We start from the raw sequence: 25390 nt of genomic DNA, 5'->3' as shown, positions 1-25390 counted from the left end.
TCTCATAAAAAAGCAATTTAAAACTATAGCCAATAAATTATTTATTAATTATCAAAATATTATATTGACGGATATTTTTAATAGCGCATTTCCTGCTCCTCGGAATTCACCTAAGGGCACTACGCTTTACTTGCGTTGGCAGGGCTCACAGGTTATTGTTTTTTCGCTCGAACGCATGCCTTTCATGCGTTGACGACTTCGTTTTTCATAGCGCTCACCCCTTGCCTACAATCGCTCCCCTGCCTTTTTACGCCAACCTATAGCTTAACCAGGCCCGCCTTCGCCGATAGGCTCGGCCTTGCCGCAAAGCGCCTCTAGCCGGGGCTCGACACACCCCTTGTAAATTTGACCAACCTCGGTGGTGTATCATGGCTCCCCAAATTAAATTCCTGCGAGGTGAGCGTGGCAAAACCCAACTATTCATTCGAAAAACGTCAGCGCGAACTGGAGAAGAAGAAAAAGAAGGAAGAGAAAAATCAGCGCAAACTCACCAAGGGCTCCGAGCCAGATACCCAGGCAGTTGAATCGCCACCGGATTCATTGGCGCCTGCCGATACCAGCGTATTACCTGGAAATACCTGAATAGCAGGCTTTGAATGCTGAAAACAGGATGTGCGCGACCGATTATAAAAACATCGCCAAACCGCATGCATTCTGGTTTTTGCATTGGCTTTGAATATTCTCCAATTGAACAAGTCCATCCAATCAGATACTGATTTTGATTTTGTGGGTGAAAGCGCCAGCGCGGTCAGCCAGCCAGGCTCATCCGGCACGAAGGCAGCCAGAGTGCCAAACAGCGGGTCATTGGCCCACACCCCATGCGGCGCTGATGCCGATTTGCTGGTGGCCGCCAAAGGTGATCTCCAAGGGTTATACTACCTTTTTATTTTTGGTAGTACATGTGAGTGCCCTTTACCAACCCTTGCCTGCCGCCGCCCAAGCGGCCTTTTCGGGCCTGGATGTAGCCACCCGGCAGCGTGAGCTGGAGCGGTGTGTGGCCGATCTGCCGGGGGGCTTCACGACCAAGACGGTGAAGGGGCGCACCTATTGGTACTACCAGCTCAAGAACCCGGCGGGCTCGGTGACGCAGATTTATCTGGGGCCGGATGAACCGCCCATCAGGGAGTTGATCGCGGCACATGGCGACGGCCTGCGTCACGCCGGGGCGCAGGCCATCAAAAGCATGGCACGGGCCGCTATTGAGTACGGCTGCACGCCCATCCCTGCCGCGCACGGGCGTGTCATTGATCGGTTGAGTGATTACGGATTCTTCCGGGCCGGTGGGATGCTGGTGGGCACCCATGCCTTCATCGCCTACCAGAACCACTTTGGCGTGCGCTGGGTAGGTGGGGCAATGACGCTGGACCTGGACTTTGCGCATGCGGGCAAAAACCTCTCCATCGCCATGCAGTCCGACGTTCGCGTGGACACCCGTGGCGCCTTGGAGTCCTTGCAGATGGGGTTTATTCCCGTGGTCAGCCAGACCACCTACAAAAAGCCGGATGAGCCGGACTTCGACATCGACTTTCTGACCAGCATGGGACGCAGGGGCGATGCGCCGGTTCACATCCCGGCGCTCAACGTCACGCTGCAGCCTTTGCGTTTCATGGAGCTTTCCATGGAATCCCCCTTGCCGGCGAGCCTGCTCCTGCGCTCCGGCAGCATCGCCGTCAACGTGCCCAGGCCCGAGCGCTACGCTTTGCATAAGCTGATCGTGTCGCAGTTGCGGCCCATGGAGATGCGCCTTAAGGCAAGCAAAGACATTGCCCAGGCCGCGCATCTTCTGGATTACCTGCTGACCGAAGATGCGGATTTGGTGACGGAGATTTGGAATGACGTGGTGGCACGCGGGAAAAGTTGGGAGTCCAAGCTCAAGGGCGGGCTTGCATCGTTGTGCCGGGCCTTTCCAGACCAAGGCTTTGATCAGCGCTTGGCGCTGTGAGCTTGCGGCTATTGCGTCTATCCCGCCCGCAACGCCTCCCACTGCGGCAGGCAATGCCGCGCCAGTGCCGTCACCCAGCAGGGCTCATCCAGCACAAAGGCAATGCCGTAGCGGGGGCTGACGAGAAAGCCCGCGCGCTCGAAGGCGGCGCTGTCGTTGGCCCGCACGAACATGGCCAGGGTGCCAAGCGGTATCGCCAGTGCGCCCAGGTGCAGCACCTGGGCGCGGGCAGTGACTTCCTCCAGCCGGCCACTGTCCTGAAAGCGGTAGACCAGCGCGCCGTAGTCCAGCGCGGTCAGGCCGATGTTGTTGCGTTCTTCGCTGTGCGGCGGGCCGTGGGCGCGGATGATGTCGTCGCGCGTGGCCGTGAATGGCATGCCGTCCACGCTCTGGTAGGGCTGCAGGTGCATGGGCGGATTCTGCTGCCGTGCCGCAAGGCGCTGCAAGCGCGGTGGCGAATCGCGCAAAGTGCCGTGCAACTGCGCGTATATTGCGCATGCCGCCGTGGGCCGGCCCCTGATCTGGCTCCTTGTGTGACACCCATTCAAAATGCCATTCAGCCCTTATTTGATAAGCGCTTACAGCTATTAATTTTGAATTTGACACACCTGCATTTTCAACCCCCTTCTCCTGCACCGCGATGACTGCCTCCACCCACTTCGCTCCCATGCCCGATGCCGCTGGTTTCTTTGGCCCCTACGGTGGCCAGCTTGTGCCGCCGCATCTCAAGCAGGCCATGGACGACATCAATGCTGCCTATGCCGAGATCACCCAGCGACAGGACTTCCAGGACGAGCTGGCCCAGCTGTTTGCCGACTACGTGGGCCGGCCCAGCCCGATCTTTCATGCCCGGCGCCTGTCGGAGCAGTTGAAAGGCGCGCAGATCCACCTGAAGCGCGAGGACCTGAACCACACCGGCGCGCACAAAATCAACCACTGCCTGGGCGAAGCGCTCTTGGCCAGGTTCATGGGCAAGAAGAAGGTGATCGCCGAGACCGGCGCCGGCCAGCATGGCGTGGCGCTGGCCACGGCCTGCGCGCTGGTGGGCATTCCGTGCGAGATCCACATGGGCCAGGTGGACATCGAGAAGGAGCACCCCAACGTCACCAAGATGCGCATCCTGGGCTGCAAGCTGGTGCCGGTGACGCGCGGTGCGGCCACGCTGAAAGAGGCGGTGGACAGCGCCTTTGACGAGTACCTGACGAACCCCACCGACTACCTGTACGCCATTGGCTCGGTGGTCGGCCCCCACCCCTTCCCGATGATGGTGCGCGACTTCCAGAGCATTGTCGGCCGCGAGGCGCGCGAGCAGTTCCAGGCCAAACATGGCCGCCTGCCCGACTATGTGGCGGCCTGCGTGGGCGGCGGCAGCAACGCCATGGGCATATTCACGGCCTTCTTGAATGACGCCGATGTGAAGTTGGTCGGCGTCGAGCCCTCCGGCGAGGGCACCGACAAGCCCGGCCGCCACGCCGCCACCCTGAGCATGGGCAAGCCCGGCGAAATTCACGGCATGAAGTGCTATGTGCTGGAGAGCGAACCGGGCGTGCCCGCCGCCGTGCACAGCATTGCCTCGGGCCTGGACTACCCCGGCGTCGGCCCGCAGCACAGCTACCTGAAGGACTTGGGCCGCGTGCAGTACGAAGCCGTCACCGACAAGGAATGCCTGGATGCCTTCATGCAGCTGTCGCGCGTGGAGGGAATCATCCCGGCGCTGGAAAGCGCCCATGCCGTCGCCTGGGCCATGCGCGTGGCGCCAAGCCTGCCCCAGGACTGCAACATCCTGATCAACCTGTCGGGCCGTGGCGACAAGGACGCGGACTACGTCGCCAAGCTGCTGGGCATCTGATTTTTTTCAAGGAGTTTTGAGCATGGCACTGCCACCGAACAAGCAACGCAGCCGCCGCCAGCGCAAGAAGATGCGCATTGGCGAGTTTCAGGAATTCGGCTTCGAGTATGAGTTGAAGGTGAAGGCCGAGCTTTCGCCCGAGCAGGAGGAGGCGCTGATGGACCGCTTCGTGCGCGAGCTGCTGGTGCCGCGCAACCTGGCAGCCGCCGGCTGGGTGCGCGAGGGCTTTGTGACCGCCTTCACGCGCGGCTCGGCCAGCAACGAAGACCGCCAGGCCACACAGGCCTGGCTGGCCGCCCAGCCCGAGGTGGGCGAGGCCACGGTGAGTGGCCTCAAGGATGCCTGGTACGTGGAGGATTGACCCACGGCCCAAGACCCAAGGCCCGCGCATGACAGCACCCCTGCCCTGGCTTGGGCCCGACGACCCTTTCCCGCCGCCGTCCAGCGGCTGTGGCCCCGACTCGGCCGCGCCCGGGCTGCTGGCCGCGGGAGCCACGCTGGATGTGCCGCGCCTGCTCCAGGCCTATGCCCAGGGCATCTTCCCCTGGTTCAGCGCCGGCCAGCCCATCCTGTGGTGGAGCCCCGATCCGCGCATGGTGCTGCCGGTGGCCGAGTTTCGCCTGCACCGCTCGCTGCGGCGCACGCTGCAGCGCTTTCGCGCCACACCGGGCTGCGAGGTGCGCGTGGACAGCGCTTTTGTCAACGTCATCCAGGCCTGCGCGCGCACGCCGCGTGATGGCCAGTCGGGCACCTGGATCGTGCCCGCGATAGTCCGGGCCTACTCGGCGCTGCACGCCGCCGGCCATGCGCACAGCGTGGAGACCTGGGTGAATGGCCGCCTGGCGGGCGGGTTGTACTGCGTGGCGCTGGGGCGGGCGGTGTTTGGCGAATCGATGTTCGCGCATGCCACCGATGCATCAAAAATTGCCCTGGCGGCGCTGGTCTGCCTGTGCCGGCGCAGCGGCGTGGCGCTGATCGACTGCCAGCAGAACACCGGCCACCTGGCATCGCTGGGCGCGCGCGAGATCGAGCGCGCCCAGTTTCTGCGCCATGTGGAGCAAGCGCGCGTTTTGCCGGCCTGCAACTGGCGCTTTGAATCCGTATACTGGGACGAGCTCCTGCCCTCAAGCCCTGCGGCGTGACCCAGCTCAACGATCTTCCGCTACAAAGCCTGCAGTTCTATGCCACGGCGCCCTACCCCTGCAGCTATCTGCCCGGGCGGCAGGCGCGCTCGCAGGTGGCCACGCCCAGCCATCTGATCCAGAACGCCGTGTATTCCGACCTGGTGGCGCGGGGTTTTCGCCGCAGCGGCATGTTCACCTACCGGCCGTTTTGCGATGGCTGCCAGGCCTGCACGCCGCTGCGTGTGCTGGTGAACGCCTTCCGCCCCGACCGCAGCCAGCGCCGCGCCTGGAAGCGCCATGCCGGCCTGCAGGCGCGCGTGCTGCGCCTGTGCTACATCCCCGAGCATTACCAGCTCTACCTGCGCTACCAGACCGCGCGCCACACCGGCGGCGGCATGGATCACGACAGCATCGACCAGTACACGCAGTTCTTGCTGCAAAGCCGCGTCAATTCACGCCTGGTGGAGTTCCGTGAGCCGGGGTTGGACGGGCAGCCGGGCGCGCTGAAGATGGTATCGATACTCGACGTGCTGGAGGACGGCATCTCCGCCGTCTACACCTTCTACGACGCCGACCCGGGCGCCAGCTATGGCACCTACAACGTGCTGTGGCAGATACAGCAGGCCCATGCGCTGGGCCTGCCGCATGTCTACCTGGGCTACTGGATAGCGCAAAGCCCGAAGATGAACTACAAGGCGCGCTTTGTGCCGCATGAGCTGCTGCTGAACGGGCAGTGGCAGGCACCGCCAGTGGCCTGATACGAAAGCGCCTTACGGCGCCAGGTCGAACACCAGCACCTCGGCATCCTGGCCCTGCTCCAGCCTGACCTGCGGCTCATCGGCCAGCAGCGCGGCATCGCCCGCCAGCAAGGGCGTGCCGTTGACATGCAGGGCGCCGCGCACCACATGCACATAGGCCTTGCGGCAGGCGTTCAGTGCCAGGGTGGCTGACTCGCCGCCGTCAAACAATCCGGCATACAGCGACGCATCGGCATGGATGCGCACCACGCCCGGCCCGCCCGTGGGCGAGGCCAGCAGGCGCAGCGCGCCGCGTTTGTCGACCTCGGGCACGGTCACCTGCTCGTAGCTGGGAGCCATGCCGCGCACGTTGGGCTCTATCCAGATCTGCAGAAAATGCGTCACCTGATCCGGCGCGTGGTTGAACTCGCTGTGCATCACGCCCGAGCCCGCGCTCATGCGCTGCACGTCGCCCGGCGGTATGCCCTTCACGTTGCCCATGCTGTCCTGGTGCGCCAGCTCGCCCGAGAGCACGTAGCTGATGATCTCCATGTCGCGGTGGCCATGCGCGCCAAAACCGGTGCCGGGGGCAATGCGGTCTTCATTGATGACGCGCAGATTGCCCCAACCCATGTGGCGCGGGTCGTAATAGCCGGCAAACGAGAAGCTGTGGTACGAGTTGAGCCAGCCATGGTCGGCGTGGCCGCGGTCTTGCGATTTGCGAATGGTCAGCATGCGGTAGTCCTTCAATGTCTACCGGTCACTGTAGGTCGGTACGCTGGCTTGCGGGGGCTATGGGCTTGAAGGCATCATTCAAGTCGTTTGAACAGATTGCCTCCAATCATGCAAAACACCCGCAATGTGCTGACCCCCGACAACCTCGGCCTGCTACAAAGCATTGCCGAGACCGGCAGCTTTGCCGCCGCCGCGCGCCAGCTGGGCCTGGTGCCCAGCGCGCTGACCTACCGCGTGCGCCAGATCGAGGACGCGCTTGATGTGCTGCTGTTCGACCGCAGCGCGCGCCAGGCCCGGCCCACCGACGCCGGCCTAGAGCTGCTGCGCGAGGGCCGGCGCCTGCTGGAGGACGTGGACGCCATCGCCAACCGCGTGCGCCGCGTGGCCACGGGCTGGGAGCCGCAACTGACGCTGTCGGTGGACGGCGTAATCTCGCCCACCACCATGCTGGAGCTGGTGGAGGCCTTCTACGCCCTGGAGCCGCCCACGCGCCTGAAGTGGCGCGACGGCATCCTGAGCGGCACGGCCGAGGCCTTGACCTCGGGCCACGCCGACCTGGCCATAGGCGTGACCGAAGGCGCCAGCAACGTCGCGGGCCTGCAGGCCGCGCCGATTGGCGAGCTGCGCTTCATCTTCGTGGTCGCACCGCACCACCCGCTGGCCAGGCTGCCCGAGCCCATCAGCGACAGCCAGCTGCGCGCGCACCGCCTGATTGCCGTGGCCGATTCGGCCCGCCAGAGCCAGGTCACCATGGGCATTCTGCCGGGGCAGGACGTGTTCACCGTGGACAACATGCGTGCCAAGATCCAGGCCCAGCTGCGCGGCCTGGGCGCGGGTTTTCTGCCCGAACCCATGGTGCGCCCGTATGTTCAGGCCGGCCACCTGGTGGCGCGCGCCGTGGCCCGCCCGCCGCGCAACGTGCGCATGTGCTACCAGTGGGGTGGATCGGGCAGCTCGGTGCCGGGCCGAGCGCTGCAATGGTGGCTGGGGCAGCTGCAAAGCCAGGCCACACGCCAGGCGCTGCTGGAAAATCACCACCATTTCTGATCCGCGGCGGGTGCGGCGCGTGTAGAGTCATTGCTGTCTTTGCATTGCCCTCCCATTGCACGAAAGTTGCACGAAAGCCCCTCATGACAACTGCCCGCCCCCGTTCCAGCAAAAAGTTGAAACCCAGCGCCCCGCATGGACCCGCGCGGCGCTTTGCGGTGATTGGCGCCGGCATGGCCGGCGTGGCCTGCGCGCGCACGCTGGCCCAGGCGGGCCACACCGTCACGGTATTTGAGAAGGCACCGCATGTGGGCGGGCGCACCATGGCGCTGGCATCGCCCTTTGGCAGTTTTGATACCGGCGCGCAGTACTTCACCGTGCGCGACGAGCGCTTTCAGCGCGCGCTGGACACCGTGCCCGGCCTGTGCCGCCCCTGGAGCGCCACCACCGTCCGCGTGCTCGATGCCGCGGGCCGCGTCGCCAGCGCGGCGCCGCCGCCCGGCGAGGCGCATTGGGTGGCCACCCCCACCATGGACGCACTGGTGCAAGCCTGGGCCGAGCCGCTGATGCGCGAGGGCCGGCTGCACACGCACACCGCCGTCACGCGCATCGAGCGCGATCCCGCACACCCCCACATGTGGCAGCTGCACTGCGAGACGCTGGGCGGCGACACCCACCTGCACACCGGCTTTGACGCCGTGCTGCTGACCCTGCCGGCGCCACTGTCGCGGGCGCTGCTGCACGACTCCGGCCTGAGCGCCGCCTGGAACCAGAACCTGCAGGGCGTGGACATCGCCCCCTGCTGGACGCTGATGCTGGCCTTTGCCCATGCCGTGCGCCCCGGTCTGACCACGCTGGGCCCGCAGTGGAACGCCGCACGCAGCACACACCACCGCATCGCCTGGCTGGCGCGCGAGTCAAGCAAGCCCGGACGCAAGCAGATCGAGCGCTGGACGGTGCAGGCCAGCCCGGCCTGGTCACAGGAGCACCTGAACGACGACGGCGCCCGCGTGCAGGCCAAGCTCGTCAAGGCCTTTGCCGAGGTCACCGGCATACGCGCCACGCCCACCCATGCCGAGCTGCGCCGCTGGCGCTTTGCCCAGACGCAAAAGCCCCTGGGCCAAAGCCATCTGTGGGACGCCGCCACCGGCCTGGGCGCCGGCGGCGACTGGTGCCTGGGCCACCGGCTGGAGGACGCCTTCATCTCCGGCCTGGAACTGGCCCTGGCCGCTCTATGAGCGTGGCGGCGCGCTACGTCGGCCGCTTTGCCCCCTCTCCCACGGGCCCGCTGCATGCGGGCTCGCTTGTTGCGGCGCTGGCCAGCTGGCTGGACGCGCGCGCGGCCGGCGGGCGCTGGCTGGTGCGCATCGAAGACGTGGATCTGCCACGCTGCCAGAGTGATGCCGCCGAGCGCATCCTGGCCCAGCTGGCCGCCTGCGGCCTGCTGCCCGACGAAGCGCCCTGGTTCCAGTCCGGCCGCAACGCGCGCTACCAGCAGGTGCTGGACGAGCTGCTGGCACGCCAGCTGGCCTACCCCTGCGCCTGCACCCGGCGCGACATAGCGGCCGCTCTGTTGGCCCAGGGCCTGGCGCACGAGCGCCATGTGGAACGCCCCTACCCCGGCACCTGCCGCCAGGGCCTGCACGGCCGCGCACCGCGCGCCTGGCGCTTTCATGCGGCGCGGTACCAGGGGCGGTTGGCTGGCGGTGCGCATGCCGAACAAGCCCCTCACCCCTCCCTCTCCCCAAAGGGGCGAGGGCAACCGGTCCCGCCGGTATTACTCCCTCTCCCTCTGGGAGAGGGCGGGGGTGAGGGCCCGCCACCTGGCGTGAGGCATGCAGAAAATGAGTCAAATATGCCTTTAGCGCTTTATGGACAAGCGAAAACAGCTTCTCTTTCAATAGCGAACAACGGCATCCACTGGACCGACAGGCGGCTGGGCCCGCAGTTCCAGGACGTGGCGCGGCAGGTGGGCGACTTCGTGCTGCGCCGCGCTGACGGCCTGTGGGCCTACCAGCTGGCCGTGGTGGTGGACGATGCCGACCAGGGCATCACCCATGTGGTGCGCGGTGAGGACCTGGCCGACAACACCCCGCGCCAGATCCTGCTGCAGTCCGCCCTGGGCCTGGTCACACCGCGCTACCTGCACACGCCGCTGGTGCGCGCCGGCGACGGCGAAAAGCTCTCCAAGCAGCATGGCGCCCCGGCCATCGACGACAGCCGGCCGTTGCAGGCGCTGGCCGACGCCGCCGAGGTGCTGGGCCTGCCGGCGGCCGGCACTGCCAGCGTGGCCGAGGCGCTGGCTTTGTGGGTCAACGCATGGGCGCGAAATTACAATCCGCCGCTGTGACTGAAACCCCACACCCCACCCCACCCCAATCCGGCGCACCTGCCGAGGTCGCCCACCCCAAGGTCATCAAGAGCTACGTGCGCCGCGCCGGCCGCACCACCACCGGCCAGGCCAAGGCCCTGGAAGATCTGGGCCCGCGCTACGTGCTGGACTATCGGGCAGCCCTGTTCGACGCCCCTGCCGCCTTCGGCCGCAACGCGCCGCTGATCCTGGAGATCGGCTTTGGCATGGGCGACGCCACGGCGCACATCGCCGGCCTGCGCGCTGGCGACAACTTTCTGTGCTGCGAGGTGCACGAGCCCGGCGTGGGCGCCCTGCTCAAGCGCATCGGCGAACAGGGCCTGGAGAACATCCGCATCCTGCAGCATGACGCCGTGGAGGTGCTCGACCACATGCTGGCCCCCGCCAGCCTGGATGGCGTGCACATCTTCTTTCCAGACCCCTGGCACAAGAAGCGCCACAACAAGCGCCGCCTGATCCAGCCGCCGCTGGTGGCCAAGCTGGCGGCGCGCCTGAAGCCCGGCGGCTACATCCACTGCGCCACCGACTGGCAGCCCTATGCCGAGCAGATGCTGCAGGTGCTAGCCAACGAGCCACTGCTCGCCAACACGGCCGAGGGCTACGCGCCCCAGCCCGACTACCGGCCTCTGACCAAGTTTGAGAACCGGGGCCTGCGCCTGGGCCATGGGGTGTGGGATCTGGTCTTCAAGCGTCGCTGAATCCAGATAAAAAACAGCGCCTGCCCTTACCAGGCAAGCGCTGTCAGCTACACAATCAGTAGTTACAGACGGTCTGCCACCCAGGCCTGCACGCTGGCCAGAGCCGCTGGCAAGGCCGCCGGCTGCGTGCCGCCGGCCATGGCCATGTCGGGCTTGCCGCCGCCCTTGCCGCCGACCTGTTGGGCCACGAAGTTGACCAGCTCGCCGGCCTTGACACGGGCCGTGCTGTCGGCCGTCACGCCGGCGGCCAGCTGCACCTTGTCGCCATCCACGGCGGCCAGCACGATGGCGGCGGTCTTGAGCTTGTCCTTGAGCTTGTCCATGGTCTCGCGCAAGGTCTTGGCATCGGCGCCGTCCAGCTTGGCGGCCAGCACCTTGATGCCCTTGACATCGACGGCCTGGCCGGCCAGCTCGTCGCCCTGGCTGGAGGCCAGCCTGCCCTTGAGCTGAGCGAGCTCTTTTTCCAGCGCCTTGATCTGGTCCAGCGCGCCGGTGATGCGTGTGTTCAGCTCGGCCACCGGCGCTCTGAGCACGGCCGCCGCCTGGTCCACGGTGGCTTCGAGCGACTGCAGGTAGGCCAGCGCGTTCGCGCCCGTCACGGCCTCGACGCGGCGCACGCCCGCGGCCACGCCGCCCTCGGCCACGACCTTGAACAGGCCGATGTCACCCGTGCGCGCCACATGCGTGCCGCCGCACAGCTCGCGGCTGCTGCCGATGTCGAGCACGCGCACGCTCTCGCCGTATTTCTCGCCGAACAGCATCATGGCGCCGGTCTTCTGCGCGCTTTCGATGTCCATCACGCGCGCCTGGGTGGCGCTGTTGGCCAGCACCTCGGCATTCACCAGGCGCTCGATCTCGGTGATCTGCGCCGCCGTCACCGGCGTGTTGTGCGTGAAGTCGAAACGCGTGCGTTCGGCATTCACCAGGCTGCCCTTTTGCTGCACGTGATCGCCCAACACCTCGCGCAGCGCCTTGTGCATCAGGTGCGTGACGGAGTGGTTGCGCATGGTGGCGGCACGCTGCCCGCCATCGACCTGGGCCTGCACCGTGTCGCCCACGTTCAGCGTGCCTTCGCTGAGCACGCCATGGTGGCCGTAGACGTCTGCCTTGATCTTTTGCGTGTCCTGCACGGCAAAGCGCGCGCTGCCGGCGGTGATGACGCCCTGGTCTCCGACCTGGCCGCCGCTTTCGGCGTAGAACGGCGTGCTGTCCAGCACCACCACGCCGTTTTGACCGGCTTTCAGCGCTGCAACGCTTGTCCCATCTACATAAAGCGCTACTATCTTTGCAGTACCCGAGAGATGCTCGTAGCCGGTGAACTGGTTGGCAGCACCGCCGTACTCCAGCGCCTTGTCCATCTTGAACTTGCCGGCCGCGCGGGCGGTGTTCTTCTGATGCTCCATGGCGGCGTTGAAGCCGGCCTCGTCCACGCTCAAGCCCCGCTCGCGACACACGTCGGCCGACAGATCGAGCGGGAAGCCATAGGTGTCGTGCAGCTTGAAGGCCACGTCGCCGGGCAGGGTCTTGGCACCGCCGGCCAGCGCGCCATCCAGGATCTCCATGCCGTTGGCCAGGGTCTCGAAGAAGCGCTCTTCTTCCACCTTGAGCACCTCGGTGATGCGCTGCTGCTGCTCGCGGATCTTGGGGTAGGCGTCGCCCATCTGCTGCGCCAGGTCGGCCACCAGCTTGTGGAAGAACGGCGTCTTCTGGCCCAGCTTGTAGCCATGGCGTATGGCGCGGCGCACGATGCGCCGCTGCACGTAGCCACGGCCCTCGTTGCTCGGGATCACGCCGTCGGCGACCAGGAAGGCGGTGGCGCGGATATGGTCGGCAATCACCTTCAGCGACGGATTGGCCAGGTCGGCGGTATGCGTCTCGCGCGCGGCGGCCTTGATGAGCGCGTCGAACAGGTCGATCTCGTAGTTGCTGTGCACATGCTGCAGGATGGCGGCCAGGCGCTCCAGGCCCATGCCCGTGTCCACGCAGGGCGCGGGCAGCGGCACGACGGAGCCGTCCTCCTTCATGTCGAACTGCATGAACACATGGTTCCAGATCTCGATGAAGCGGTCGCCATCCTCATCGGGGCTGCCCGGGGGGCCGCCGGGGATATGTTCGCCGTGGTCGTAGAAGATCTCCGAGCAGGGGCCGCAGGGGCCGGTGTCGGCCATCATCCAGAAGTTGTCGCTCTTGTAGCGCCCGCCCTTGTTGTCGCCGATGCGGATCACGCGCTCGGGCGGCAGGCCGATCTCCTTTGTCCAGATGTCGTAGGCCTCGTCGTCCTCGGCATACACGGTGGCCAGCAGCTTGTCGGCGGGCAGCTTGTAGACCTGGGTCAGGAGCTCCCAGCCCCAGTGGATGGATTCGCGCTTGAAGTAGTCGCCGAACGACCAGTTGCCCAGCATCTCGAAGAAGGTGTGGTGGCGCGCGGTGTAGCCCACGTTCTCCAGGTCGTTGTGCTTGCCGCCGGCGCGCAGGCAGGTCTGCACCGAGGCCGCGCGCACATAGGAGCGCTTGTCGGTGCCCAGGAACACATCCTTGAACTGCACCATGCCCGAGTTGGTGAACATCAGCGTCGGGTCGTTGCCCGGCACCAGGGGGCTGGACGTCACCACGGTGTGGCCCTTGGCGGCGAAGAAATCCAGGAAGGTCTTGCGGATGTCGGCGACAGAGAAGGTGGGAGTGCTCATGGTGTGTGCTTAGGCGATACGACGCGCCGCAGGCAAGAACAAGCCGCGTGCGCCGACCGTGTGAAAATCAACCGGGCATTATAGATTTGGCCACCACCCCCGCCCCCTATAATGCGAGCCTTCGCGGGTGTAGTTCAATGGTAGAACGGCAGCTTCCCAAGCTTCATACGAGGGTTCGATTCCCTTCACCCGCTCCACAGCACCTTCCTGCCTTTGTCTGCAGGCCCCCCCTCTCCCAAACCGGCTCAGCCAAGACTCGCCAGTGCACGCAGCTGCAGGCGGCTTGCAAAATCGCGCGCCTGGCCTGTCACTGGATCTGTGAATGACAGGGTGCGCGCCAGCAGCTGCAGCGGGTTCGAATAATCACCTTCGGGCGGGTCGTTCACCTCAGGATAGAAGCCATCACCGCACAGGGGCAGGCCCAGCGCCGCCATGTGCACGCGCAGCTGGTGGCGCTTGCCGGTGATGGGCTCCAGGCGATAGCGGGCCCACGGCCCCTCCTGCTCCACGACGGCCATGGCAGTGATGGCGTTGGGCGTGCCCGGCACCTCTTGCATGCGAAAGAAATGGCCGAGCTCCTCCAGGCGACTTTCGTGCACGCGTGGCAGCGGCAGGTCTGCCCGCCAGGGGGCGACGGCCTCGTACACCTTGCGCACCGCGCGCTCCCGGAACAAGGCCTGATACATGCCACGCGTGGCCCGCTGCACCGAGAACAGCACCAGCCCTGCGGTATCGCGGTCGATGCGGTGCACGGGCGAGAGTTCAGGCAGGCCCAGGCGGCGCTTCAGGCGCACCAACAGGGTTTGCTGCAGGTAGCGGCCGGCGGGTACCACCGGCAGGAAATGCGGTTTGTCGGCCACCAGGATGTGTTCGTCCTGGTAGAGCACCGTCTCTTCAAACGGGATGGGTGTTTCGCTGGGCAGTTCGCGATAGTAGTAGTAGCGCAAACCCGGCGTGCAGGGGCTTTGCGCGGTGGCGGCAACGCCTTGCTCGTCAACCACTTCGCCGGCACCAAGCCGGCGCAGCCAATCTGCGCGCGAGACGGCTGGCAGGCGCTGCACCAGAAAGTCCAGCAACAGCCCATGCACGATCGAAGGCAGCACCACGCAACTGGGATTCACGCCATCGCGCATGGGCAGCACGCGGGGGTCGTGCCGGTTGTGCATGTCAATTCCGAGTGGGCACGGTCACCTGTATGCAAAGCCCCTGGCCCTGCAGGCCGGGCAGCAGCTGCAGCCGCCCGCCGGCCTTGGCGGCGCGCTGGCGCATGCCGGCCAGGCCATGGCCGGCGTCCTGTCCGTTAAGCGCCGCGGCCGGAAGGCCCTTGCCGTTGTCACTGACCTGCAGCTGCCAGGCGCCGCCTGCGCCATCCTGCACATGCTGCAGCGCTATGGCCACGGCCGTGGCACCCGAATGCTGCAGCACGTTGCTCACGGCCTCTTGCACGATGGCGGTGAGTTCGCGCGCCGGCGCGCCCATGGGCATGGCGGCAGCGCCCGCGAAGGCCACGTCCCACTGCAGCGTGATGCCACGCTGGTTCAGCGATGGCTGAATGCGGTGGCGCAGGCGGGCCAGTCGGTCGATGAGAGCGTCGTCATCCCCGTCCATGGAATCGACCAGCAGGCGCACGTCCAGCAGGCAGTGCTCCAGCGCCTTGACCAGCGGCTGCATGCTTGGGTTGTGTGCATCCACCATGGCCATGGCATGTACCAGCTGCGAGCCGACCTGATCATGCAGATCGCGCGCAATGCGCTGGCGCTCCTGCCTGAGCTCATGGCTGGGACGCGCGCTGCGCCGGGGCCGCCATTGCAGTGCCCGCGGCAGCTGCAGCAGGATCAGCACGCCCAGCAGAATGGTCGTCACCAGATTGAAAAGCAGCCAGTAGTGACTTGCACCCGAAGGCAGGTTGGTGAAGACCAGGAGCAGGTTGGCACACAGCTGTATGAACCAAAGCGCGGCGCAGGCCAATGCATACGCCGGCGGGCGGGTGCGAAACATGATGTCCTTCTAATCTATGCACCCACAAGGCACCCGCGCCTTGTAACTGCCTTGACCGCGAAAGTTGGCCACAAAATGCAACGTGTGCGAGGTACCTGCCGGCACCCGAGGGGTGGGTTTCCTCTCACGCTCTCAGAACAGGCCCCGCAGCGAGGCAAAGCGCACCGCCTGGGCGCGGGTGCGCACCTGCAGCTTGCGGTAGATGTTCTTGATGTGCGTGTTCACCGTCAGGGCGCTGATCTGCAGCTGGGTGCCGATCTCGGCACTGGTGTAGCCGCTGGCAACCATGCGCAGCACCTCTTTTTCGCGCTGCGACAGGCGCTCTGGCTCGTGCTCTGCAGTGGCCTGCACAGGTGCCTGCGCTTCGGGTGCTGCGGCTGCTGGCGCCGCGGGCGCGCCATGGTCAAAGCGCTGCAGCAGCCGGCGCGCCAGATTGGGCGTGATGGACGCGCCGCCATTGGCCACCTGCAGCACCGCCTGGGGGTAGTTGCCGAACCACGAATTCTTGACGAGATAGCCGGTGGCGCCAAGCTCAAAGGCATGCAACACCTGGTCGTCGTTTTCCATGATGGAGATGACGATGGCTTCGGCGGACGGCCGATTGGATTTCAGGTAGTCGATGAGCTCGAAGCCCTCGCCATCGCCCAGGTTCAGATCCACCAGCAGCACGTCGAATTCATGCTGCTTGATGGCCTTGCGCCCTTCGCGCACGCTGCCGGCCTGGGCCACCAGCATGGTGCGCTCATCGGCCATGAGCTCCTGGGCAATGACGCGCCGCATGTGCGGATCGTCATCGACGAGCAGCACGCGCACCGGCTTTTCGACCTGGCCGGTCATGAAGTCCGGCCACATGGACGGTGGGCTTTGGTGTACGGCAAACTGGCCCGCGCCTGGCTGGCTCGCCTCGGCAGAAGAGGTCGTTTGCGCGGCGTTGGCTTCATTCGAATTCAGCATGCTGTGCTCCAGGCAGTGGTTCTTGCGGGCAAACACCAACGGAAATTTTGGTATCCAAAAGCTCAGACAGAGCTTGGTGAAATAACTGGAAAGTTACACCGAAATACGCTGATTTACGGCATAAAACTTTTTCAAGTTACCAGATTAACTTTCTGAAACTATTGTAGTGCGAAAGTCGGAAGAAATCTCAGTGGAAATCTCGACTGCCGCCCAGCGCCTGCGCCAATCGCCCCAGCAGCGGGCTGAGATCCTTGAAGCGCTGCCCGATCAGGTGGCGTACTGCCATGCCGGCATCCGGCGCATCCGAGCATTGCCACACGCCCTCCACGGCCAGCAGCCTGGCGCGCATGAGCGCGTCGCGCCAGCGCTCGAGCTGCGCGGGCCAGACGATGACGTTGACCGGGCCGGTCTCGTCCTCCAGCGTGACGAACATCGTGCCCTGGGCCGTGCCGGGCCGCTGGCGCACGGTGACGATGCCGCAGGCACGCACACGCCGCCCCCGGGGTATGTCGCGCAGTTGCAACGCCGTGGCGATGCGCCAGCGCGCCAGGTGCGCACGCAGCAGCGCCAGCGGGTGGCGGCGCAGGGTCAGGCCGGTGGCTGCGTAGTCGAAAAGAATGTCCTCGCCCTCGGGCGCGGCCGGCAGCTGCAGGGCTTCTTCGTGCACGGGCGCCTGCTGTAGCAATGGCAATGCATGTAGCTGTGCGGCAGCATCCCACATCTGCTGGCGGCGGTGGCCCGACAGCGCGCGTAGTGCATCGGCCGCGGCCAGGGCCTGCAGATCCTGCCGGTCGAGCCGCGCGCGCAGGGCCAGGTCTTCGGTGCTGGCAAAGGGGCCGTCCTGGCGCGCATGCACCAGCCGCCGGGCCGCGTCCTGGCGCAGGCCGGCCACCAGCCGCAAGCCCAGGCGTACGGCGGGCTGGGGCAGTTGCACGCCATGCACGGGTGCCAGCGGTTCTTCCAGCGTGCAGTCCCAGTCGCTCGCCGTCACGGCTATGGGCAGCACACGCACACCGTGGCGGCGCGCGTCCTGCACCAGCTGAGACGGAGCGTAAAAGCCCATGGGCTGGGAGTTGAGCAGCGCCGCCAGAAAGCAGGCCGGCTCGTGGCGCTTGAGCCAGCTGCTGGCGTAGGCCAGCAGGGCGAAGCTGTAGGCGTGGCTTTCGGGGAAGCCGTATTCGCCAAAGCCCAGGATCTGCTGGAACAGGCGGTCGGCAAACTCCTGCGGATAGCCGCGTAGCAGCAGGCCGCGCTTGAAGCGCTCCTCGAACTGGTGCACGCCGCCCACGCGTTTCCATGCGGCCATGGAGCGGCGCAGCGCATCGGCCTCGCCCGGCGTGAAGCCCGCGCCGGCGATGGCGACCTGCATCACCTGCTCCTGGAAGATGGGCACGCCCAGCGTGCGCGCCAGCGCCTCGGCCAGCTGTGGGTATTCCAGCGGGAAGGGCTCGCCAGGCCCCAGCCAGCGCTGGCGCTCACGCGCCCGCAGGTAGGGGTGGACCATGCCGCCCTGGATCGGGCCGGGCCGCACGATGGCCACCTGCACCACCAGGTCGTAGAAGCTGCGCGGCTGCAGGCGCGGCAGCATGCTCATCTGCGCGCGGCTCTCAATCTGGAACACGCCCACGGTGTCGGCGCGGCAGACCATGTCGTAGGTGGCGGGGTCTTCCTGCGGAATATCGGCCAGGCCCCAGGGCTCGCCGCGCAGCAGGGCACGGGCATCCAGGCAGCGGCGCAGGGCGCTGAGCATGCCCAGCGCCAGCACGTCCACCTTCAAGAGGCCCATGGCGTCCAGGTCGTCCTTGTCCCACTGGATGATGGAGCGCCCCGGCATGGCCGCGGGCTCCACCGGCACCAGGCGCGTGAGCTTGCCCTGGGTCAGCACGAAGCCGCCCACATGCTGGCTCAGGTGGCGCGGAAAGCCGCGCAGCCGGCGCGTGAGCTCCAGCCACAGCGCGGCCTGGTGGGCGGGCAAGTCTTCGCCCAGGCTGGCGGCCAGGGCCTGCAAATGATCCACGGCCAGCACGTCGTCGAACCAGTGGTGATCCTTGGCAAAGGCATCCACCAGGGCCGGCGCCAGGCCCAGGGCCTTGCCCACATCGCGCAGGGCGCTGCGCGTGCGGTAGCTGATGACCACGGCCGTGAGGGCGGCGCGCTCGCGCCCGTATTTGGCGTAGATGTACTGGATGACCACCTCGCGCCGCTCGTGCTCGAAGTCCACGTCGATGTCGGGCGGCTCGCTGCGCTCCTTGCTGATGAAGCGCTCGAACAGCAGGTGTGCGTGCTGCGGATCGACGGCCGTGATGCCCAGGCAGTAGCAGACCACCGAATTGGCCGCCGACCCCCTGCCCTGGCAAAGGATGCCCTGGCTGCGCGCGTAGCGCACAATGTCGTGCACGGTCAGGAAGTACATCTCGTAGCCGCAGTCGGCAATCAAGTCCAGCTCCTTGCCGATCTGCGCCTGCACCCGCTCGGGCACGCCGGCGGGGTAGCGGGCGTGCGCGCCCTCCCAGGTCAGCCAGGCCAGGGTCTGCTGCGCCGTCATGCCGGGCAGCACGGTCTCCAGCGGGTAGCGGTAGCTGATTTCATCCAGGCTGAAACGGCAGCGCGCCGCCACGGTCAGCGTGGCCGCCAGCAGTTCGGGCGGGTACAGGCCGGCGAGTTGGCTGCGCGGGCGCAGGCGCTTCTCGGCATGGGGCTGCAGCGCAAAACCGCAATCGGCCAGGCTGCGGCCCAGGCCCACGGCGGTGATCACGTCCTGCAGCGGCTTGGCCGCGCGCGCATGCAGGTGCACGTCGCCCGCGGCCACCAGCGGCAGGCCCAGGCGCGCGCCGGCCTGCGTGAGCGTGCCCAGCCACAGGCCATCGTCCAGCGCCAGGTGCAGTTCCACGGCCAGCCAGCATTTGTAACAAAATAGGCCTCTAGCGCTTTCCAGGCCAGCGCTAATAGCTATCAAATCAGAAGCATCTGTAAAAACCTCGCGGCGCGGCGCCAGCAGCAGTTCGCAGCCGCGCAGCAGCGCCCAGGGCGACTGCGCATCCACCCGGTAGCCGCCTTTGGCGGCACGCGCGCGCGCGGCGCTGATGAATTCGCACAGGTCGCCCCAGCCCTGCAGGTCACGCGCCAGGGCCACGATGCGCAGCTCGCCCCACAGGAATTCGCTGCCCACGATGAGCGGCAGGCCCAGCTGCCGGGCCGCCACATGGGCGCGCACCACGCCGGCGACCGAGCATTCGTCGGTCAGCGCCAGGGCGCTGTAGCCCAGGGCGTGGGCGCGTTCAACCAGCTCCTGCGGGTGCGATGCGCCACGCTGGAAGCTGAAGTTGCTCAGCGCGTGCAGCTCGGCGTAGTCGGGTAGCATGATCCTAGAAACAGCAGTTGACCGCTTTCAAACTTCACGAGAACCGCATGGGTATTGCCTTTAGCTGCCTCGTTGCCACTCACCTGCGGGGTGACAGCGCTACGCACTTGCCAGCACCGCGCTCGCCGCGCCATGCGGCGTTGCTCCTCCTTGCGGGCAGTAGCCCGCCGCGTCGTCACGCCTTGCCTGACACGCCGATCACGGCACTGGCAAGCGCGTCCAACTGCCGTTTCTAGGATCACCCGTACACCCCCTGCAGAAACCAGCCGCCCGTGGCCCGGTCGCGAAACACCCAGACGCTGCCGGCGGCGGCGTTGTGCGCCAGAAAGTAATCGCGCCGGGCCAGGCCGGTGCCTGACTCACCCTCCCACCAACCGGCCTCCACACGCTGCGGCCCGGCAAGCAGGCGCAAGGGGCGGCCCAACAGGCAGGGGCGATGGCCTTGCAGGTCCAGGGGCTGCGGTGGACGCACCAGCCAGGGGGGCCACAGTCCAGCGGGGCTGTCGGCCGCCTCGTCCTGGGCAGGAGACGGCGGCGTGATGGCGGGGTGCCAGTGCTGCATGCGCTCTGGCCGGTGGTCGGCATGCAGCCGCGCCACCTGCAGGCTGGCCGGGCCCAGCCGGGCCGACAGGCGCTCGATGAGCTGGTGCCAGGGCTCGCCCCGGGCCTCGTCGGGCGCGGGCGGCAGCAGGCTGGCGCTGGCCTGGGCCAGGGGCGCCGTCTGCAGGCTGCGCAGCGCCAGGCGGTTTACCGGCGCGGCCAGGCGCTGGTGCGCCAGTCGCTCGGCCAGCAGGCGGCGCAGGTGGGCCATGGCCTGCAGCGGCTCGGCGGTGCGCAGCTCCAGGCTTTGCCAGGGCGGCAAGTCCACGCCATCGACGCGGCGCAGGTCATGGCGCCAGGCCAGCTCCAGCGCCAGCACACCCTGCTGGCGCGCACGCAGCCAGCCCTGCAGCGCATCCAGCAGGCGCTGGCCGGCCATCAGCAAAGCCGGGGCCGATTCGACCAGGGCCGACAACTCCAGCTCCAGCGCAAACCGTTCGGGCAGGGTGATCCAGGTGAGGCCATGCGGGGCGTCGCCCCAGGCCTGATCCAGCGCCAGCAGGCAGGCGGCACCAAAGCGCCGCGCCAGGCCAGCACGCGGCAGCGCGCGCAAATCGCCCCAGCTGCGGCAGCCCAGGTGCTGCAGCGCCGCCACATGCGGACGCAGTGCCGTCAGGGTGGCGATGGGCAGGTCGTGCGGCAGCCGCTGCGGCGGGCTGCGGCCCATGCGCTGCAGGCGCAGCAAGGCCAGGGCCTGCAGGGCCGTGGGGCCGGTGGCCCAGGCTTGATCGGCCGCGTTCTCTTGCGCTGCTGCGGGCGCCTGGTTGCGCAGCAGCGCCTGCAGGGCGGCGCGCCCGCCCCACAGGCGCTCCACGCTGTCGACCTCCAGCAGCAATGCTTCGTCCAGCAAGGTCACGCACGGCGTGAAACGCAGCGCCCACCAGCCCTGGGCGTCTGGCGGCACACCGGGCGCCGGGTCAATGCAGGGCAGCAGCCAGGCCAGCCACGGCATGTGCCACCTCCTGCGGCCTGGCCCTGCCCCAGGTGGCGGCCTGCGCCTGCTGGCGCCGCTGCGCCTGGCCCCGCAGGACAGCAGCCAGCAGCGCAGCGTGCCCGGGCAGTGCCACGGGGTGCAGCGCGCTCGGGCCGCGGCGCTTGATGACGTGGATCAGCAGCCGATCCGCCTGCGGCTGCAGCCACAGGCGCAGGGGCGCGGGCGACGCCTGGGCTCGCGCGCCCTCGGGCCGCAGCACCCACAAAAGCTGCTGGTTCTGCGCGGCTGCCAGCTGCAGCCGGCGCAGCGACTGCGTTGCCACTTGCGGCAGCCAGGCCAGCACGGCGCGCACGTCGCGGCAGCGCAGCGCCTGCTCGCAGGCCCAGGCGGCGGCCATGGCGGCACCGGAGCCCACAGGCCTGATGCAACACAGCCGCGGCACGGGCACGCCAGCGGCCTGCAACGCGGGCATGAAGGGCTCCAGCGGCGGCGCCACCAGCACGGCATGGCCGGACGAGTCTGCAAGCAGACGCGCCAGCGCGGGCGCAAGCAGCCTCCATTCGCAATGGGCATGGATGGGCAGCAACAACTCGGTCATGCCTGCCAAGGGCCAGCCACCCCCGGGCAGTTGTGCATTCAGCTGCTCGTGGCCCGTGTCCACCGCCCGCTGTGGCGCCTGCGCCCAGGCGTCACCGCGCCAGACACCGGGTAAATCGTCTATGAAAAAAGGAAGAGCAGCGCCCATGGGTACCTCGCATGAATACTGTTTAAATATACAGTATTCATGCGAGACATGCCCAAATCAGGCCTGCGTGGCCGGCGCTTGCACCAGCCTGGCGGTGCAGGCAGCGCGCCATTGTACGACGGCAATGTCGCCGGCATCCTCGCTGGCCGACAGTTGCGGCCAATGGCTGTGGGTGGTGTCGATGATGCGCTGCAGCTGCCACAGCGCCTCTTGCCCCAGCAGGGCCAGCTCGGCCAGGCCCTGGGCGTCGCCCTGCAGGTGCGGCAGCATCTCGGCCAGCTGCCGCGGGTGGGAGCCAGACTCGAACAGCGATCTTTGCAGCGCCGCCAGCCGCTGCTCGACCAGCGCACAGGCCGGCTCGGGGGAAGGCTGCCCGGCCACGGGCTGCAGGATGACGCGGCAGCGCTGCCAATCCTCGAAAGCCCCGGTCAACAGCGTGATGCAGCGCTGCACATCGTCCTGCGAGGCTGGCACATCACCCTGCACGGCCCGTATCTGCAGCAAAGGCAGCAGGTAGGCCACCAGATCGGCCGGAAACTTGCGATGGTTCAGCTTGAGCGTAAGCGCCAGGCGCTGGGCCGCACCCTCGCTGGCATATTTTTCAAAGAAGGCGGCCACCACCTCGGCGGTCAGCAGGAGCTGCCCCAGGCGCGAGATCTGCTCGCCGCGCAGGCGCCGCGGGTAGCCGCTGCCGTCCATGCATTCGTGGTGCTCCAACACCGCCTGCTCCACCGAGCGCGGATAGATGTTTTGCTCTCTGATGATGAGCATGGCCGTGACCGGATGCGCCAAGAGCTGCTTGCGCCCTGCCCCGGTGATCTTGTTCGCCGGGTCATGCCAGGCCGGATCCATGTGCAGCACCCCCAGGTCGTGCAGCAGCGCCGCCGCGGCCAGGGGCGTGCATTCGCGCTCGCTCAGGCCGCTTTTGATGCCCAGATACACGGCCACCAGCATCATGCGCACGCTGTGCGCAAACAGCAGGGGGTGCTGCTCCCGCATCACCGTGAGCTTGAAGGCCAGCGCCGGCGGCAGCGGCATGGCGCGCACCGGGGCGAGCAGTTTGCTCTCCGTCATGTCTGGCAACGTATGCACCAGCAGGTAGACCAGGGTGTCGCCTTCGCATTGCGTGCGCGCCACCTGCAGCAGCGACTGCACGCTGACCATGTTCTCCACGCTCAGGTGGTCTTCGATAGGGCCGCGCAGCTTGTGCTTGACCAGGCGATCGTAGAGCTCGCTGTCCACGCGCGTGCCCTTGTCCACCAGCTTGACGCCACGGTCGGTGTAGATGGCATCGTGCGTGAGCACGCCGCCGCGGTCGGCCATGTCGGTGAGGGCGCGCAGGTAATGGCGGTTGTCACCGGGGGCGTTCGCGTCATCGGCGATCGAGGCCGCAAGACTGGTTTCGAAAACGTTCATGCACGGATCATGTGTTTCTAAATGTCGCCGGCGACTATACGGTGCTTTGCGCGCCATAGCAAAAAAACAAAGGCCGGAGTGTCACCTCCGGCCTGATGTATGGGGAAAATGCACCGCTCCAGCTCAGGAGCTGCAAGCCCTTAGCGCAACAGCGTCACGCCCGTCTTCGACTGGATTTCCTCGAAGCTCACACCCGGGGCCAGCTCCACGAGTTTCAGGCCCTGGGGCGTGACATCCATCACGCCCAGGTCGGTGATGATGATGTGCACCACGCCCACGCCCGTCAGCGGCAGCGTGCACTGGGGCAGGATCTTCATGTCGGTGCTGCCGTCCTTCTTGCGCGCCACATGTTCCATCAGCACGATGACCTTGGGCACGCCACCCACCAGATCCATGGCTCCGCCCATGCCCTTGACCATCTTGCCGGGAATCATCCAGTTGGCCAGGTCGCCCTTCTCGCTGACCTGCATGGCACCTAGGATGGCCAGGTTGATCTTGCCACCGCGGATCATGGCAAAGCTGTCGTGGCTACCGAAGATCGACGTGCCGGGGATGGTGGTCACGGTCTGCTTGCCGGCGTTGATCAGGTCGGCATCCACCTGATCCTCGGTTGGGAACGGGCCTATGCCCAGCATGCCGTTCTCGGACTGCAGCCACACCTCCTTGTCGCCCGTATGGTTGGCCACCAGCGTGGGAATGCCGATGCCGAGGTTGACGTAGAAGCCGTCTTGCAGTTCCTGGGCCGCGCGTGCGGCCATCTGGTCTTGAGTCCAGGCCATGTCTGTCTCTCCTATTGATGGCATGGGGCAGGGATTGGCAAATCCGCCCCACAAATTATTTGGTTTCGGTCAGGGTGCGCTTCTCGATGCGCTTTTCGGGATGGGCATTGAGCACGATGCGGTGCACATAGATGCCGGGCAGATGGATATCGTCGGGCGCCAGCTCGCCCACCTCGACGATCTTCTCCACCTCGACGATGCAGATCTTGCCGGCCATGGCCACGGCCGGGTTGAAGTTGCGCGCCGTCAGGTTGAAGCGCAGGTTGCCGCTCTTGTCGGCCACCGCCGCCTTGACCAGCGACACGTCGGGTACCAGCGAGCGCTCCATCAGGTAGGTATGGCCGTCGAACTCACGGGTTTCCTTGCCCTCGGCGACGATGGTGCCCACGCCGGTGCGCGTGAAGAAGGCCGGAATGCCGGCGCCGCCGGCACGCAGCTTCTCGGCCAGCGTGCCCTGGGGGGTGAATTCCAGTTCCAGTTCGCCGGCCAGGTACTGGCGCTCGAATTCCTTGTTCTCGCCCACGTAGGAGCTGATCATCTTCTTGATCTGGCGCGTCTCCAGCAGCTTGCCCAGGCCAAAGCCATCCACGCCGGCGTTGTTGGAAATGGCGGTGAGGTTCTTCACACCGCTGTCGTGCAGGGCCTGGATCAGGGCCTCCGGGATGCCGCACAGGCCGAAGCCACCGACGGCCAGCAACTGGCCGTCCTGCACGACGCCCTTGAGCGCCTCGTCCGCCGATGAATAAAGCTTGTTCTTCACTACTGTCTCCTGAAGTACTACGGGAATGCGCTACGATACTACGTATTCGATTACGTAGTATTCCCTAAAGACTTGCACCACCATGGACTTTGCCGATTACCGCATGGCTTTCGAGATGGCGCCCGTGGGCCTGGTGATCTCGCGCAACCGCGCCATGGTGGACTGCAACCGCCAGGTCTGCGAGATGTTTGGCGCCTCGCGCGAACTGCTCATCGGCCAGTCGTTCCAGATTCTCTACCCCAGCGTCGATGAATACGAGCGCCTGGGCGCGCGCATGGCCCCGATACTCAACGCCCGGGGCTACTACGCCGACAGCCGCATCATGAAACGCGCCAATGGCGAGACCTTCTGGTGCCATGTCTCGGGCCGCGCCCTCGATCGCCAGGATCCGCATGCCTCGGGCATCTGGAGCTTTGAAGACCTCAGCGCCCAGCGCCCCGTGAAGGCCGAGCTCACGGCGCGCGAGCGCGAGGTGGCCGCGCGCCTGCTGGAGGGCATGACCTCCAAGGAAATCGGCCGCGCCCTGGACATCAGCCACCGTACGGTGGAGATCTACCGCGCCCGGCTGATGCGCAAGTACAGCGCCTCCACGGCCGCAGATCTGGTGCAAAAGCTGCTGCTTGGGTAACTCGTGCCGTTCTGATCCCCCGAATCAAACTGTCGAAAAATTTGACACACGACATGCGTTTGGAGCCGTCGTCCAAGCAGAATCA

The 25390-nt window shown here is 66.4% G+C and carries 23 protein-coding genes and 1 tRNA gene; 12 read left to right on the top strand and 12 right to left on the bottom strand.

Annotated features, from left to right (window positions below; genetic code table 11):
- Positions 1-402: 402 nt before the first annotated feature.
- Positions 403-582, top strand: a complete 180-nt coding sequence (locus P4826_RS03305; protein WP_317702537.1) for a hypothetical protein — start codon at positions 403-405, stop codon at positions 580-582.
- Positions 583-922: 340 nt separating this feature from the next.
- Positions 923-1942 carry a nucleotidyltransferase domain-containing protein gene (locus P4826_RS03300; RefSeq protein WP_317702536.1) on the top strand — a complete coding sequence of 340 codons (1020 nt, stop codon included), beginning with the start codon at positions 923-925 and terminating at the stop codon, positions 1940-1942.
- Positions 1943-1959: 17 nt separating this feature from the next.
- Here P4826_RS03300 and P4826_RS03295 read toward each other — a convergent pair whose 3' ends face one another.
- A complete protein-coding gene (locus tag P4826_RS03295; protein ID WP_317702535.1) occupies positions 1960-2352 on the bottom strand; it encodes a hypothetical protein in 393 nt (130 codons plus the stop codon).
- A gap of 230 nt (positions 2353-2582) precedes the next feature.
- Between P4826_RS03295 and trpB the strand changes: the two genes are divergently transcribed.
- From trpB to P4826_RS03275, 4 genes are read left to right on the top strand one after another with little or no spacing between them, the layout of a single operon-like run.
- Positions 2583-3791 carry a tryptophan synthase subunit beta gene (gene trpB / locus P4826_RS03290; protein WP_317702534.1) on the top strand — a complete coding sequence of 403 codons (1209 nt, stop codon included), beginning with the start codon at positions 2583-2585 and terminating at the stop codon, positions 3789-3791.
- Positions 3792-3813: 22 nt separating this feature from the next.
- Positions 3814-4152: a YggL family protein gene (locus P4826_RS03285; RefSeq protein WP_317702533.1), complete on the top strand. Its 339-nt coding sequence runs from the start codon at positions 3814-3816 to the stop codon at positions 4150-4152.
- Between the two features lie 28 nt (positions 4153-4180).
- Positions 4181-4933, top strand: a complete 753-nt coding sequence (gene aat, locus P4826_RS03280; RefSeq protein WP_317702532.1) for a leucyl/phenylalanyl-tRNA--protein transferase — start codon at positions 4181-4183, stop codon at positions 4931-4933.
- On the top strand, positions 4930-5673 hold the full coding sequence (locus P4826_RS03275) for an arginyltransferase (RefSeq protein WP_317702531.1): 744 nt from the start codon (positions 4930-4932) through the stop codon (positions 5671-5673). The genes aat and P4826_RS03275 overlap by 4 nt, the downstream gene beginning before the upstream one ends.
- A gap of 12 nt (positions 5674-5685) precedes the next feature.
- On the opposite strand, the gene P4826_RS03270 is transcribed toward P4826_RS03275, so the two are convergent.
- Complete coding sequence (locus P4826_RS03270; RefSeq protein WP_317702530.1) at positions 5686-6387, bottom strand: pirin family protein; 702 nt, start codon at positions 6385-6387, stop codon at positions 5686-5688.
- Positions 6388-6495: 108 nt separating this feature from the next.
- Between P4826_RS03270 and P4826_RS03265 the strand changes: the two genes are divergently transcribed.
- From P4826_RS03265 to trmB, 4 genes are all read left to right on the top strand, one after another.
- A complete protein-coding gene (locus tag P4826_RS03265; RefSeq protein ID WP_317702529.1) occupies positions 6496-7434 on the top strand; it encodes a LysR family transcriptional regulator in 939 nt (312 codons plus the stop codon).
- Positions 7435-7517: 83 nt separating this feature from the next.
- Positions 7518-8612 (top strand): NAD(P)/FAD-dependent oxidoreductase, encoded by a 1095-nt coding sequence (locus tag P4826_RS03260; RefSeq protein ID WP_317702528.1) that lies wholly within the window; start codon positions 7518-7520, stop codon positions 8610-8612.
- Positions 8609-9724 (top strand): tRNA glutamyl-Q(34) synthetase GluQRS, encoded by a 1116-nt coding sequence (gluQRS, locus tag P4826_RS03255; RefSeq protein WP_317702527.1) that lies wholly within the window; start codon positions 8609-8611, stop codon positions 9722-9724. Before P4826_RS03260 ends, gluQRS begins: the two co-directional genes overlap by 4 nt.
- Complete coding sequence (gene trmB / locus P4826_RS03250) at positions 9694-10443, top strand: tRNA (guanosine(46)-N7)-methyltransferase TrmB (protein ID WP_317702526.1); 750 nt, start codon at positions 9694-9696, stop codon at positions 10441-10443. The genes gluQRS and trmB overlap by 31 nt, the downstream gene beginning before the upstream one ends.
- 62 nt (positions 10444-10505) lie before the next feature.
- On the opposite strand, the gene alaS is transcribed toward trmB, so the two are convergent.
- Positions 10506-13130, bottom strand: a complete 2625-nt coding sequence (alaS, locus tag P4826_RS03245) for an alanine--tRNA ligase (RefSeq protein ID WP_317702525.1) — start codon at positions 13128-13130, stop codon at positions 10506-10508.
- Positions 13131-13253: 123 nt separating this feature from the next.
- Between alaS and P4826_RS03240 the strand changes: the two genes are divergently transcribed.
- Positions 13254-13327, top strand: a tRNA-Gly gene (locus tag P4826_RS03240).
- A gap of 48 nt (positions 13328-13375) precedes the next feature.
- On the opposite strand, the gene P4826_RS03235 is transcribed toward P4826_RS03240, so the two are convergent.
- The 9 genes from P4826_RS03235 to P4826_RS03195 all read right to left on the bottom strand — a co-directional run bounded on the left by P4826_RS03235 (position 13376) and on the right by P4826_RS03195 (position 24677).
- A complete protein-coding gene (locus P4826_RS03235; protein ID WP_317702524.1) occupies positions 13376-14296 on the bottom strand; it encodes a pseudouridine synthase in 921 nt (306 codons plus the stop codon).
- Between the two features lies 1 nt (position 14297).
- Positions 14298-15128 carry a sensor histidine kinase gene (locus P4826_RS03230; RefSeq protein ID WP_317702523.1) on the bottom strand — a complete coding sequence of 277 codons (831 nt, stop codon included), beginning with the start codon at positions 15126-15128 and terminating at the stop codon, positions 14298-14300.
- Between the two features lie 132 nt (positions 15129-15260).
- Positions 15261-16082, bottom strand: a complete 822-nt coding sequence (locus P4826_RS03225; RefSeq protein ID WP_425605214.1) for a LuxR C-terminal-related transcriptional regulator — start codon at positions 16080-16082, stop codon at positions 15261-15263.
- Positions 16083-16269: 187 nt separating this feature from the next.
- Positions 16270-19443 carry an error-prone DNA polymerase gene (locus P4826_RS03220; RefSeq protein ID WP_317702522.1) on the bottom strand — a complete coding sequence of 1058 codons (3174 nt, stop codon included), beginning with the start codon at positions 19441-19443 and terminating at the stop codon, positions 16270-16272.
- 238 nt (positions 19444-19681) lie between these two features.
- Positions 19682-20995, bottom strand: coding sequence for a DNA polymerase Y family protein (locus tag P4826_RS03215; RefSeq protein ID WP_317702521.1), 1314 nt, complete (start codon positions 20993-20995; stop codon positions 19682-19684).
- Positions 20961-21722 carry a translesion DNA synthesis-associated protein ImuA gene (gene imuA, locus P4826_RS03210; protein ID WP_317702520.1) on the bottom strand — a complete coding sequence of 254 codons (762 nt, stop codon included), beginning with the start codon at positions 21720-21722 and terminating at the stop codon, positions 20961-20963. The genes P4826_RS03215 and imuA overlap by 35 nt, the downstream gene beginning before the upstream one ends.
- Positions 21723-21779: 57 nt before the next feature.
- Positions 21780-23138, bottom strand: coding sequence for an HD-GYP domain-containing protein (locus tag P4826_RS03205; protein WP_317702519.1), 1359 nt, complete (start codon positions 23136-23138; stop codon positions 21780-21782).
- Between the two features lie 140 nt (positions 23139-23278).
- Positions 23279-23917 carry a 3-oxoacid CoA-transferase subunit B gene (locus P4826_RS03200; RefSeq protein ID WP_317702518.1) on the bottom strand — a complete coding sequence of 213 codons (639 nt, stop codon included), beginning with the start codon at positions 23915-23917 and terminating at the stop codon, positions 23279-23281.
- A 55-nt stretch (positions 23918-23972) separates the two neighbouring features.
- Positions 23973-24677: a CoA transferase subunit A gene (locus P4826_RS03195; protein ID WP_317702517.1), complete on the bottom strand. Its 705-nt coding sequence runs from the start codon at positions 24675-24677 to the stop codon at positions 23973-23975.
- Between the two features lie 82 nt (positions 24678-24759).
- Here P4826_RS03195 and P4826_RS03190 point away from each other — a divergent pair, with 82 nt between their 5' ends.
- A complete protein-coding gene (locus P4826_RS03190; protein ID WP_317702516.1) occupies positions 24760-25305 on the top strand; it encodes a PAS and helix-turn-helix domain-containing protein in 546 nt (181 codons plus the stop codon).
- The last annotated feature ends 85 nt before the right edge of the window (positions 25306-25390 follow it).

It is taken from the genome of Diaphorobacter limosus (assembly GCF_033100095.1).
Lineage (GTDB): Bacteria > Pseudomonadota > Gammaproteobacteria > Burkholderiales > Burkholderiaceae_C > Alicycliphilus > Alicycliphilus limosus.
Note: the sequence above shows the minus strand (reverse complement) of the source record. Positions and strands in the feature narration are given on the sequence as shown.